This is a genomic window from Desulfonatronum parangueonense, assembly GCF_054656975.1.
Map to the genome: position 1 here is coordinate 1,138,251 of NZ_BAAHXH010000003.1, position 11,324 is coordinate 1,149,574.

At 54.6% G+C, this 11,324-nt stretch carries 13 protein-coding genes; 7 read left to right on the top strand and 6 right to left on the bottom strand.

The features are described from left to right. The first annotated feature begins 2 nt into the window (after window positions 1–2). From lysA to ACYQ15_RS05430, 5 genes are all read left to right on the top strand, one after another. On the top strand, window positions 3–1,256 hold the full coding sequence (gene lysA / locus ACYQ15_RS05410) for a diaminopimelate decarboxylase (RefSeq protein WP_459936505.1): 1,254 nt from the start codon (window positions 3–5) through the stop codon (window positions 1,254–1,256). Beyond that, window positions 1,241–2,419, top strand: a complete 1,179-nt coding sequence (locus tag ACYQ15_RS05415) for an ATP-binding protein (protein WP_459936506.1) — start codon at window positions 1,241–1,243, stop codon at window positions 2,417–2,419. Before lysA ends, ACYQ15_RS05415 begins: the two co-directional genes overlap by 16 nt. A gap of 160 nt (window positions 2,420–2,579) precedes the next feature. Beyond that, window positions 2,580–3,542 (top strand): YbgA family protein, encoded by a 963-nt coding sequence (locus ACYQ15_RS05420; RefSeq protein WP_459936507.1) that lies wholly within the window; start codon window positions 2,580–2,582, stop codon window positions 3,540–3,542. 108 nt (window positions 3,543–3,650) lie between these two features. After that, window positions 3,651–4,103: a GIY-YIG nuclease family protein gene (locus ACYQ15_RS05425; protein ID WP_459936508.1), complete on the top strand. Its 453-nt coding sequence runs from the start codon at window positions 3,651–3,653 to the stop codon at window positions 4,101–4,103. Between the two features lie 424 nt (window positions 4,104–4,527). Continuing rightward, window positions 4,528–5,619, top strand: coding sequence for an AI-2E family transporter (locus tag ACYQ15_RS05430; RefSeq protein ID WP_459936509.1), 1,092 nt, complete (start codon window positions 4,528–4,530; stop codon window positions 5,617–5,619). A gap of 150 nt (window positions 5,620–5,769) precedes the next feature. Here ACYQ15_RS05430 and ACYQ15_RS05435 read toward each other — a convergent pair whose 3' ends face one another. The 3 genes from ACYQ15_RS05435 to ACYQ15_RS05445 all read right to left on the bottom strand — a co-directional run bounded on the left by ACYQ15_RS05435 (window position 5,770) and on the right by ACYQ15_RS05445 (window position 7,637). After that, on the bottom strand, window positions 5,770–5,964 hold the full coding sequence (locus ACYQ15_RS05435; RefSeq protein ID WP_459936510.1) for a ferredoxin: 195 nt from the start codon (window positions 5,962–5,964) through the stop codon (window positions 5,770–5,772). A 253-nt stretch (window positions 5,965–6,217) separates the two neighbouring features. Continuing rightward, window positions 6,218–6,532, bottom strand: a complete 315-nt coding sequence (locus ACYQ15_RS05440; RefSeq protein ID WP_459936511.1) for a cupin domain-containing protein — start codon at window positions 6,530–6,532, stop codon at window positions 6,218–6,220. Between the two features lie 307 nt (window positions 6,533–6,839). After that, entirely contained in the window at window positions 6,840–7,637 is a 798-nt protein-coding gene (locus ACYQ15_RS05445; protein WP_459936512.1) for an ATP-binding protein, read from the bottom strand. A gap of 460 nt (window positions 7,638–8,097) precedes the next feature. Between ACYQ15_RS05445 and ACYQ15_RS05450 the strand changes: the two genes are divergently transcribed. Then, a complete protein-coding gene (locus ACYQ15_RS05450; RefSeq protein ID WP_459936513.1) occupies window positions 8,098–9,030 on the top strand; it encodes a cation diffusion facilitator family transporter in 933 nt (310 codons plus the stop codon). A 435-nt stretch (window positions 9,031–9,465) separates the two neighbouring features. On the opposite strand, the gene ACYQ15_RS05455 is transcribed toward ACYQ15_RS05450, so the two are convergent. After that, on the bottom strand, window positions 9,466–9,774 hold the full coding sequence (locus tag ACYQ15_RS05455) for an isoamylase early set domain-containing protein (protein ID WP_459936514.1): 309 nt from the start codon (window positions 9,772–9,774) through the stop codon (window positions 9,466–9,468). A gap of 26 nt (window positions 9,775–9,800) precedes the next feature. Between ACYQ15_RS05455 and ACYQ15_RS05460 the strand changes: the two genes are divergently transcribed. Beyond that, window positions 9,801–9,932, top strand: a complete 132-nt coding sequence (locus tag ACYQ15_RS05460; protein ID WP_459936515.1) for a hypothetical protein — start codon at window positions 9,801–9,803, stop codon at window positions 9,930–9,932. 676 nt (window positions 9,933–10,608) lie between these two features. Here ACYQ15_RS05460 and ACYQ15_RS05465 read toward each other — a convergent pair. Together ACYQ15_RS05465 and ACYQ15_RS05470 are read right to left on the bottom strand one after the other, a co-directional pair. Then, entirely contained in the window at window positions 10,609–10,926 is a 318-nt protein-coding gene (locus tag ACYQ15_RS05465) for a type II toxin-antitoxin system YafQ family toxin (protein WP_459936516.1), read from the bottom strand. Further along, window positions 10,901–11,176, bottom strand: a complete 276-nt coding sequence (locus ACYQ15_RS05470) for a type II toxin-antitoxin system RelB/DinJ family antitoxin (protein WP_459936517.1) — start codon at window positions 11,174–11,176, stop codon at window positions 10,901–10,903. The genes ACYQ15_RS05465 and ACYQ15_RS05470 overlap by 26 nt, the downstream gene beginning before the upstream one ends. Between the last annotated feature and the right edge of the window lie 148 nt (window positions 11,177–11,324).

The following is an 11,324-nucleotide window of genomic DNA, read 5'->3' on the forward strand; positions in this document are numbered from 1 at the left end:
TAATGCATCACTTTACATATCGCGATGGCGAACTGTTCGCGGAGGATGTGGCGGTCCGGAAACTGGCCGCGGAATATGGCACGCCGTTGTACGTCTATTCCACGGCAACCTTCAAGCGTCATTTCCAGGCATTCGACTCTGCCTTCGCCGATCTGCCGCATCTGACCTGTTTCTCGGTCAAGGCCAACTCCAATCTGTGCATCCTGCGTCTGCTGAGCGATCTTGGCGCGGGCATGGACATTGTTTCCGGCGGCGAGCTGTTTCGGGCCCTGTCCGCCAAGGTGCCGGCCCGCAAGATCGTCTATTCCGGGGTGGGCAAGAAAGCCGGCGAGATCCGGGAAGCGCTGCTGGCGGACATTCTGATGTTCAACGTGGAATCCGTGGACGAACTGCACCGCATCAACGAGATTGCTCAGGAAATGGACAAGGTGGCCCGGATCAGCCTGCGCATCAACCCGGACGTGGACCCGAAAACCCATCCCTACATTTCCACGGGAATGGAGAAAAACAAGTTCGGACTGGACATCGAGCAGTCCCTGGAAGCGTACAAGCTGGCCATGGCCCTGCCGGGCATCGAGCCCATCGGCATCGACTGCCATATCGGATCCCAGCTCACATCCCTTGATCCTTTTCTCGAAGCTCTCCGACGGATCAAGAATTTTCATGCGAAGCTCAAGGATCTGGGACTGGATATCCGGTTTCTCGACCTGGGAGGCGGGCTCGGGATCACCTACGACCAGGAGGAACCGCCCCATCCCAAGGAATTCGGCCAGGCCCTGGTTCAGGAACTCAAGGACATGGACCTGACGCTGATTCTGGAACCGGGGCGGGTGATCGCCGGCAACACCGGCATTCTGGTGACCGAGGTCGTGTACACCAAATCCACCAAGACCAAGCACTTCGTTATTGTGGATGCGGCCATGAACGACCTGATCCGCCCTTCGCTCTACCAATCCCACCATGGCATTGCCGAAGTCGTTCCCCAGCAGCGGCCCGTTCGCAACGTGGACGTGGTCGGACCGATTTGCGAGACAGGCGACTTTCTGGCCCGGGATCGCGAGTTGCCTGAGGTCAAATCCGGCGAACTGCTGGCCGTATTTTCCGCCGGCGCTTACGGCTTCACCATGTCGTCCCAGTACAATTCGCGCACCAGGGCCGCGGAGATCCTGGTGGACGGCAGCAACGTCATCCTGGCCAGAAAGCGGGAAACCTACGCCGATCTGGTCGCTTTGGAGCGGCAATGCCTCCAGGAATAGGCGCACCCAATAAGGCCGTGTTCGCGGGCATGCCGGCGCCGTTGGATCGCCTGCGCAGCTTCCAGAATCAATTGGGCGTGGTTGAAGAGGACTTTGCCCGGATCAACGCTTTTTCAGAGGTGTTTTTGCCGGAAAAGATCGAGTTTGCCCACCGCATCTTCGACCATTTTCATTCTATTCCGGCAACCAGGATCATCCTGGACCACGGACCGTCGCAGGAGCGGATGATCCAGGTCTGGAGCCGTTGGTACGAATCCCTTTTCCACAACCGCAACGAGGAAGCGTTTCTGGTTTCGCAATGGCGCAGCGGCCTGAATCATGTCGCGGCGGGCATCGACCATCGCTACATCAGCCTGGCCTACGCCCTGGTCCGCAAGTTCATCCGCGAAATTGGCGCGGCCAAATTCGAGGCGGGTGAAGGCATCCATGCCCTGGACCTCATGGACCGGGTCCTGGATCTTTGCCTGCTGGTGGAAACCGACGCCTTCATCACGTCCCTGAGCAAATGCGACCACGAGATCATCCGGGGCATCGCCCATCAGGTGCGCAACCCGCTGATGGTCATCGGGGGCAACGTGCTGCGGCTGCAAAGGCAGATCCCGCCGGACGATCCCAAGCATGAGGTCTATGACACCATGCTTCTGGAGGCCAATCGCCTGGAGCGTATGGTCCGCAACGTGGCCACCTACAACGAGGTCTTTCAGCGCGAGCCCCATCCGGTTTCCTGTAATCTGGAGGCATACCTGAAAACAGCCCTGGAAGAACTTCATCCCGCTGATTCCTTCAGGATCGATATCCGCCTTGATCCCGGACCTTCAACCGTCCTGGTCGATGCCGACGACTTGCGGATCATTTTTTTTCATCTGCTGCAGAACAGCCTGGAAAACGTCGCGGAAGTCCAGGAGCCGATAATCCGCGTCACATCGGAACAAAGCGAAAACAATCCGAAATTCCTGGATGTGAACATCTTCAACAACGGCCCGGCCCCGGATCCGGACAGCCTGGAAAGCCTCTTCACTCCATTCTTTTCCACGAAAGCCCTGGGGACCGGATTTGGGCTGCCCATTGCCAGACTGGCCGTGCGCAAGAATCTCGGACACCTGTCCATGCATTCCGAACCCGGAGTTGGGACCACCTGTTTGGTGACCCTGCCGGTCATTTAGGCGCTTGTTGCTTCAAGCCATCAGAATAACTAGGAATTGTAGGAATTGTTATCAGTTGTTTGTTATCAGTTCTCAGGAAAAATCCAGATAACAGATAACAGATAACAGATAACTAAAACCACGAAGAGCCTGGTTGAGCACCGTCAATAAAGGGGAAATCATGAACAGCAACTTGGACAGGCCTTTGCGACTGGGGATCAGTTCCTGCTTGATGGGGAACAATGTGCGCTATGACGGAGGGCACAAGCTGGATCGTTTTCTGCGGGATACGTTGGGTAAGTATGTGGAATTTGTGCCGGTCTGTCCGGAAGTGGAATGCGGAATGCCCGTGCCCCGCGAAGCCATGCGCCTGGTGGGTGAAGTGGACAATCCACGTCTGGTGACCATTCGTTCCGGCCAGGATTTTACTGATCAGATGCAGGCCTGGGCGGCGGAGAAGAATGCGTGGCTGGCCCGGCAGGATCTGTGCGGGTTCATTTTCAAGAGCAGATCGCCCTCCAGCGGTCTTCAGGGAGTCAAGGTCTATTCGGAAAAAGGCATGCCGCGGCAAGCCGGCGTGGGCATTTTTGCCCGGACATTCATTCAAAACTTCCCCCTCTTGCCTGTGGAGGACGATGGTCGTCTGCATGATCCGGGCATCCGGGAAAATTTCATTGAGCGGATCTTCGTGATGCGTCGCTGGCAGGACGTGGAAGCGGCCAAACCGGCCCTGTCGCCCTTGATTGCCTTTCATTCCCGCCACAAGTATCTTATATTATCGCACAGCACGAAGCATTACCGGTCCATGGGCGCCCTGGTCGCGCACGCCTCTGAAATGGAGCGCGAAGAGGTCTTTGCCGAATATGCCCGGCAACTGGCCGAGGCGTTGCAACTGCGCACCACCAAGGCCAAACTGTTCAACGTGCTGGAAAAGTGCATGGGGTACTTCAAGAAGCAGCTCACCGCCTGGGAGAAACAGGAACTGCTGGAGGTTTTCCGAAATTTCAAGGAAGGCCGAATTCCACTCATCGTGCCCATTGTCCTGCTCAACCATTACATCCGAAAGTTCGACGAACCGTATCTCAAGGACCAATATTTCTTTGACCCCCATCCCCTTGAACTCAAGCTGCGCAACCATGTTTAAAGGCCCCAGGCAGCCACACTGTGCTAGTAAATGAGCATTGTATCTATTCAGCAAATTCGGGAAAAAACTGGAACCGGCAGTCACCGTTATGACTGATGCGGAAACGGCTTGCTGCGACAAGTCATACCGGCGAAGGCCGGTATCCAGTCTGAATGCTTCTCGGATGAACTCTTAAATGCGGGAATGCAACTCTTATCCGTCATTCCGGCGAAAGCCGGAATCCAGAAAGAAGCGATGAATAAACAGCCAGCGGTATATATTTTGGCTAGCAAACGAAATGGAACTCTCTATGTAGGCGTTACTTCTGACCTTTTGAAGAGGATTTGGCAGCATAAAAACAACTTGGTCGAAGGATTTACCAAGCGCTACGCCGTTCATCACCTAGTTTGGTATGAGTTACATGACAATATGCAATCAGCCATTGAGAGGGAGAAGCGGATAAAGGATTGGAAACGCAAATGGAAATTGGATTTGATAGAACATTTGAACCCGGAATGGCTAGATTTATATCATGAGCTCGTTTATCTGGATTCAGAATTTCGCCGGAATGACGTATACTAACAAAGGCCGCTTTTCTTGTACTGCTCAGCAGAGCCAGAAAAAGACTGGATACCGGCCTTCGCCGGTATGACTGATGTTGGTACGGCTTGCTTCGATTCGCCATTTCAGTGAAAGTCGGAATCCAGTGTTGAAATGTTCATTCACCATAATGCTGAATAGTTATCACTTTTTTCAAGTTAGCGCTTATTGGGGCTGACCGTAACTAACTCAGCTCATCCGAGAATAATCGGACTGGATACCGGCCTTCGCCGGTATGACTTAACTTGGAAAGGACGTGGTATGTCATTCCGGCGAAAGCCGGAATCCAGCTCTGGCGAGTGACCATAGAGTAGGTGCTGAATAGTTACGGTTGACCTTGTACCAGCCCCGTCTTTTCGCGGTAACAGCAAGATCCACATTCAAAAAATCAAATGTATTTAAGATCATGCAATTGATTCGCGCCTGGTTTCAACGCCAGTTCAACGACCCCCAGGTGGTTATCCTGGTGGGCATGCTCACGATTTGCTTTGCCGCGCTTTTTTTTCTGGGTCGAATGGTGGTCCCGTTTCTGGCGGGGTTGGTAATCGCCTATCTCCTGGAAGGCCTGGTCCAGTTCCTGACCAGATTGCGAATCCCCAGATTACTCGCGGTTTTGGTAGTCTTTCTGACTTTCATGACCGGGATGTTTTTCGCGTTGTTCTGGCTGCTGCCCTTGCTCACCAGGCAGGTGGCCTCGCTTGTTCAGCAGATTCCAGGCTTGATCACGGAAACGCAATCCCTGTTGCTCCAACTTCCCGATCGATATCCCAAATTGATCACCGACGAACAGGTAGTGCAGTTCACCAGCGTCTTACGAACCGAACTCTTCAATTTTGGTCAAAAGCTGCTCACTTTTTCCGTGGCCTCTGTCATGGGGCTGATCACCATTGTCGTGTATCTGATCATCGTACCCATGCTGGTTTTTTTCTTTCTCAAGGACAGGGACAAGATCATGGCCTGGGTCGCTTCCTTCCTGCCCCATGAACGTCGTCTGGCATCCCAGGTCTGGGCCGAGGTGAACAGCCAGATCGGCAACTATGTGCGGGGAAAATTCTGGGAGATCATGATCGTCTGGGGCGTCACCTACGTCACCTTCCTCTGGCTCGGTCTGCAGTACGCCATGCTCCTTGGCTTGGTGGTGGGGCTGTCCGTGTTGATTCCCTACATCGGAGCGGCGGTGATCACCCTGCCCGTGGCCCTGGTGGCTTATGCCCAATGGGGATTCGGCGACGAAATGCTCTACGTGCTCATCGCCTATGCCATCATTCAGGCCGTGGACGGCAATATCCTGGCGCCGCTGCTCTTTTCCGAGGCAGTGAACATCCACCCCGTGGCCATCATCCTGGCCATTCTCGTATTTGGCGGACTGTGGGGCTTCTGGGGCATCTTCTTCGCCATCCCCCTGGCCACGGTGGTTCAGGCCGTGCTTCGGGCCTGGCCGAGAACCATGGACATCCCACCCGAACAAAAGGGGACGAAAGTTGTGACCACGGACTGAATCAAGCTCCTGGATTGAAAACCTGCACCACGTACAACGGCCCCCGCGGAAAATCCGCGGGGGCCGTTGTTGTCTTTCAGATAGCTCTACGCACTCGAGCTGTCACCGCCGGTCCCAACGGGTGATGACAACACCGACGCGACACAACCGCTACTCCTGCCAGTGAATGCACTGGACCGGACAGGTATCCATGGCTTCTTCGATTTGATCCTCCGGACCACCTTCGGGAAGGATGACTTCCGCCTTTGAGCCATCCTCAGTCATTTTGAAAACTTCCGGACAGATTTCCACGCAACTCTCGCACCCAATGCATTCATCCCAATCGACATAAACTTGCCGTGCCATGATGGACCTCCAATATTTGTTTGTTGATCAAGATTGCTCGGTCCGATTGATCGGGACCGATGTTTCATGTTTTGCATGAATCACTGTATCTATTCAGCAACTCCGCGAAAAAGATCTGGATACCGGCTTTCGCCGGTATGACTGTATAGATGCAGCTTGCCACGATAAGTCATTCCGGCGAAAGCCGGAATCCAGTGCAGGTGAATGACCACCCTCCGGATGAACTGAATAGTTACGAATCACTTGCCTCGCATCAGATCGGCGGGGCGATGGTGACCACGGTGCGCATGTCCGTGGTGGCCTTGATGCCGTGGGGCACGCTGATGTCGCAGACCAGGACGTCGCCGGCCTTGGCCGGGAGCGCTCCGTCATTGGCCAAAAACTCCCCCTCCCCTTCCAGGATCAGGATGGACAGCTGACCCTCGATGTCATGGGAATGCACGGGGAGTTGCTGGCCCGCCTTGAAGTTGAAGTTCAGGATTTTGAAGTAGGGCGAGTCATGGACCAGAAATTTCTTCAGCCCCAGATCATTGAACCCATTGGCTTCGAACAAGTTGACCGTCTTCATGATGGTTCTCCTTTTGGGTTGGTATCCATTCAGCTTATCCGGTGGATGGTCATTCACCTGTACTGGATTCCGGCTTTCGCCGGAATGACTTACCGAAGCAAGCTCTCCAGTCATATCGGCGAATGCCGTTATCCAGGTTTTGTCGAGGCTTTTGCTGAGTAGACACTGGGTTGTTTCATTTGCGTCAGTGACGTTACTCACAGCCGGGCTTCATCTTATCGCAATCGAAATCGCAATCGAGCTATTACTCTTCTTCCACATATCACGCATCCCAACTGCTAAAGCATACATCTCACATTGCCGCTGCTTACAGCGGCCTCATTCCGCCGGCATTCTCGGGCAGGATCTGGCCCTGGCGGGAAATCTTGATCTCCTGGAACGGAATCCGCTTCCCGGAAACGAGCATGGCCTGGCGCACGATCTCCGCCAGTCCGGCGCAGCACGGCACTTCCATGGACAAGACCGTGACGCTGTTGATGCCGGCGACATTGAAAATGTCCACGAATCGCTGCACGTATGCCTGGAAATCGTCAAATTTTGGGCAACCGAGCATGATCACCTTTCCCGGGAGCAGTTCCTTGTGCAAGTCTGGATAGGCCGCCGGTGCGCAGTCCGCGGCCACCAGCAGGTTCGCTCCCTTCAGAAACGGAGCCTGGGGCGGAATCAGGCGAATTTGGATCGGCCAGTGGCTCAGGGCCGACTCGCCGGGCGTTTCAGCTGATTCCGATTTCGCTCCGGCAACGGGCTTGGCGGCGGACTTGGCCGGAGCAAACGTGGCCATGGCCGATCCGGGGCAGCCGCAGCCTAGATTGGGCAAGGGCTTGCTTTGCGTTGCCTCGGCCTGCTCCCCTGCTTTCAATTCCTCAAGCCGTTTCTCCATCGCTTCTTCATCAAAGGCGTCCGCTTCCCGCTTGATGATCGTGATGGCGTCCTTGGGGCACTGCCCGAGGCACGCCCCCAGCCCGTCGCAAAATTTCTCGGCCACCAGGACGGCCTTGCCGTCCTTGATCTCAATGGCCCCTTCGGCGCAACTGGGCACGCAGACGCCGCAACCATCGCATAATTCCTCATCGATCCGTACGATGTCCCTGATTTCCTTGTTCATGATCCGTTTCTCCTTGGGCTGATATATTTTGCTGGTTGTGCACGGCGACTCGTGAATCGAGTTGGTCGCCATCGCCTTCTTTTCTCTGAACGCGATTCCTGTATGTCAGGCGTGGAGAAAGCGCGCCTTGACATGGATCAATTGTTCAAAAAAAAATCAGACAAATATTCAGCCCTATCTTCCTGTCCGTGAGATCTGTCGACTGATCGCCAGGCGAGAGCCAAGTCATTCCGACAGCCACCGAGGGGTGATGGAATGAAAAGAGCCTCCAGTCATTTCAAGGAGGCTCATCTTTCATCAATGATCAACTTGACCCAACTTCTCAACCCATAGGTTCAGCAAACATAATTCAGGAGTGAATGGAGAAGTGGTGTTTTATGCGTGCCGCAGGTGAACGATTCTCGGGCCATCATTGAAAAGTACGCGAAATCATCGCAAAGTGGCTGGAGAGGTTTAGATAATGAGCCGCGTCCACAATCACTCAACGCACCGATTCGGCAAGCGTCTGCTGATCTGCATGGGGATCAACATCGTGATCCCTGTTTTCCAGATTGTCGGAGGTATTGCGGCGGGGAGCGTGGCCCTGATTTCGGACGCGGTGCACAATATCGGCGACTTCATGGCTCTGCTGCTGGCGTTTGTCGCCCACAAGCTCGGCAGGCGCAGCCCGTCTCTCAGGCACACTTTCGGCATTCGCCGGGTCGAAATTTTTGCGGCCGTGATCAATGCCGCCCTGCTGGGGGGAGCGGCCGTGTACATCGCCATGGAGGCGTTCAAGCGGCTGCTCGCTCCCACGCCCGTGCTCACGGAACTGGTCATCGGCCTAGCCCTGCTGGGGATCGTCGGCAACGGGGTGTCCGCCTGGCTGCTCCATGACGATTCCAGGCACAGTCTGAACGCCCGGGGGGCATTCCTGCACATGATGGGAGACATGCTGACCTCCGTGGCCGTTCTCGTCTCCGCGCTGGTGATGCGCTTCACGGACATGCCCTGGCTGGACCCGGCCCTCAGTCTGCTGATCGTGGCCTACATTCTCTTCAACTGCGTCTATCTACTCCGCGAAGCGACACGGGTTCTGCTCAACGCAACCCCCAAAGGTCTGGATCTGAAAGCAGTTCAGGTCGAACTGGAGGCCCTGGAAGGCGTTGAGGGCATCCACTACCTCCATGTCTGGAACATCAGCGATCAGTCCGTGGCCCTGACCGCACACGTGGTGGTTCCGGATCAGATGGTCAGCGCCACGGAGCCTCTTGCCGAAGCAATCAATAAAATGCTGATTTCTCGATTCGGGATCGATCATCCCGTCTTGCAGTTCGAGACCCGGACCTGCGGTCGCGGGTCGCTTCTTTGCGAGATGACTTGCGACGAGGAGCGGCATTGCTCCGAGGGCTGACATCTCGAGCCACGTGCTCCGTTTCCTCGTCGGACTGAAAACTTTCGTGCAAATCTTTCTGTAGCTGCATGAAGTAATCGCACCAATACAGCGTCTTCGCGATGACCATGCGCATTTCCCGCTTGTGATTGGTCATGCTGATCACATCGGAAGAACGGCTTGCGACAACCGAACGCCCTGCCGGAACCCTTGGCTTGATGCTGGTTGTCTCTTCAGCTTCAATTGTCGTCACATATTCATTATGCATATTTACCTCCAAAATAATGTCGCACTGGCGTCTTTGCCGGACGCAATACCGCGACCGGTTGCCAAACAGCCCGAAAAACATGGATATGTCTTGGAGATGATTTACCGTTTCCCGCGGAACCATCTTTCAGGACACAACCCTGTTAAAGGATGCCGGTATTGCAATCCGGCTTCGGTTCGCGCTGGAGTTCAGATCGTGAGAATGGAATTCTCGCAATTCGCATACGTGCAGTAGGCGTAGCCATCGGCCTCGGAATCGCTCACCCAGGAGTCGTCGTTCAGCAGATAACGGAACTGGTATGTCGCTCCCGCGGGAATACTCAAGGTTACGGAAAAACAGCCGTCCTTGAGTTTCTTCATCTGCGAGGCCGAGGAATCCCAGCCATTGAAATCGCCGACCACGGACGCCTGTTCAGCGCTTTTGGCCACGTCCTTCGGGATCTTGAAGGTGACTCTGCACTTGGAACTGTTTTTCGGGTAATTTTTCGCCAGGGACATCAACATTATCCTCCGTAATGTGGGTGATGGAATGGCGACTGACTCCAGCCGGAGAAGTCCGTACGCAGTTCGCCGCGGATCCGGCACTGGATTGGGTCGAGAACCATCATCTTGGATTCAATATCAATGCCAAGGAGGTGGACGTGATAATATGCTGATTTTTATGGCTTTCCGTGGAAGAAAAGAACGAGAAGAGGAGTTTTTTCTTTTATTACAATAATATATTTCTTGCGAGAAGAGAATATACAGCCGGGACCGCCGCACCTAGTGCGGCAAGATTTTTTCACCACGAAGGGCACGAAGAGCACGAAGGGAAAGAGGGAGAAGGGCCGCACTGGGGTGTGGCGGTCCACGGGGGACGCAGTGGAGTGCGATTTGGATGAGAGCACCCTACCCTTCGTGTCCTTCGTGCTCTTCGTGGTTGAATCTCTGAAGATTTTTTCACCACGAAGGGCACGAAGAGCACGAAGGGGAAAGAGGGAGAAGGGCCGCACTGGGGTGTGGCGGTCCAGGGGGGGGGCGCAATGGAGTGCGATTTGGATGAGAGCACCCTACCCTTCGTGTCCTTCGTGCTCTTCGTGGTTGAATCTCTGAAGATTTTTTTCACCACGAAGGGCACGAAGAGCACGAAGGGAAAGAGGAAGAAGGGCCGCACTGGGGTGTGGCGGTCCAGGGGGGACGCAATGGAGTGCGATTTGGATGAGAGCACCCTACTCTTCGTGTCCTTCGTGCTCTTCGTGGTTGAATCTCTGAAGATTTTTTCACCACGAAGGGCACGAAGAGCACGAAGGGGAAAGAGGGAGAAGGGCCGCAAAGGGGTGTGGCGGTCCCAGGTCAGTTTTTAAAAAGTTCCGCATGTGTTCCTGTGCGAACAAAAACGATGGAGTCCCCATCAAGCTGATAGACCAAGAGAAAATCTCCGCCTATGTGGCATTCCCGGTGATCACTCCATTGGCCTTTCAGCGGATGATCCTTCCATTCCGGCCCCAATGGTTCATCATTGGCTATGAGCAAAAGCATCACGTTTTTGAGCATCTTCATGTCATGCCGGGCTGCACGGGAAAGGCGCTCCCAATCCTTCTGGAATTGCTTGGTGTAGTCTGAGGTTCTCGGCAGTTTCGTTCGTTTAGTGGGCGCTTTTTTCGATGTCATCGATCAAAGCCTCAGAGGATGAGAACCGCAAAGAACGAGCAGCCATGATTTCACGAGCCTCTTCCATAGCCGCCCTGGTCTGAGCATTCGGCACCTTGAGTTCCAGAGGAAACGCCTGGTCCGTTACGATTCGCTTCAGCAGGATGCGGACGGCATCAGACATCGTAAGCCCCATGGACTCCAGAGCTTGAGTTGCTTGGTCCTTGATCTCCGTATCAACACGAACATGGATCATTGATGTTTGGGACATGATAAATACCTCCTTTCATTTGATCCGGATTGTATCTCTATTGATACACAAGTCAAGAGTGTTGGACCGCCGCACCCCAGTGCGGCTGCGGTTGAACGCGGCAAGGAACACTCCCCGCCTGGAATACAGCGGTCACGGGTTCATCTGT

Bases quoted from the DNA above. Each gene is read 5' to 3' on its own strand.
- ACYQ15_RS05415 (WP_459936506.1), top strand. From the start codon at position 1,241: ATGCCTCCAGGAATAGGCGCACCCAATAAGGCCGTGTTCGCGGGCATG.
- lysA (WP_459936505.1), top strand. From the start codon at position 3: ATGCATCACTTTACATATCGCGATGGCGAACTGTTCGCGGAGGATGTG.
- ACYQ15_RS05440 (WP_459936511.1), bottom strand. From the start codon at position 6,532: ATGAAGACGGTCAACTTGTTCGAAGCCAATGGGTTCAATGATCTGGGG.
- ACYQ15_RS05455 (WP_459936514.1), bottom strand. From the start codon at position 9,774: ATGTCCCTGGCGAAAAATTACCCGAAAAACAGTTCCAAGTGCAGAGTC.
- ACYQ15_RS05470 (WP_459936517.1), bottom strand. From the start codon at position 11,176: ATGTCCCAAACATCAATGATCCATGTTCGTGTTGATACGGAGATCAAG.
- ACYQ15_RS05460 (WP_459936515.1), top strand. From the start codon at position 9,801: ATGGAATGGCGACTGACTCCAGCCGGAGAAGTCCGTACGCAGTTCGCC.
- ACYQ15_RS05465 (WP_459936516.1), bottom strand. From the start codon at position 10,926: ATGACATCGAAAAAAGCGCCCACTAAACGAACGAAACTGCCGAGAACC.
- ACYQ15_RS05430 (WP_459936509.1), top strand. From the start codon at position 4,528: ATGCAATTGATTCGCGCCTGGTTTCAACGCCAGTTCAACGACCCCCAG.
- ACYQ15_RS05450 (WP_459936513.1), top strand. From the start codon at position 8,098: ATGAGCCGCGTCCACAATCACTCAACGCACCGATTCGGCAAGCGTCTG.
- ACYQ15_RS05435 (WP_459936510.1), bottom strand. From the start codon at position 5,964: ATGGCACGGCAAGTTTATGTCGATTGGGATGAATGCATTGGGTGCGAG.
- ACYQ15_RS05445 (WP_459936512.1), bottom strand. From the start codon at position 7,637: ATGAACAAGGAAATCAGGGACATCGTACGGATCGATGAGGAATTATGC.
- ACYQ15_RS05420 (WP_459936507.1), top strand. From the start codon at position 2,580: ATGAACAGCAACTTGGACAGGCCTTTGCGACTGGGGATCAGTTCCTGC.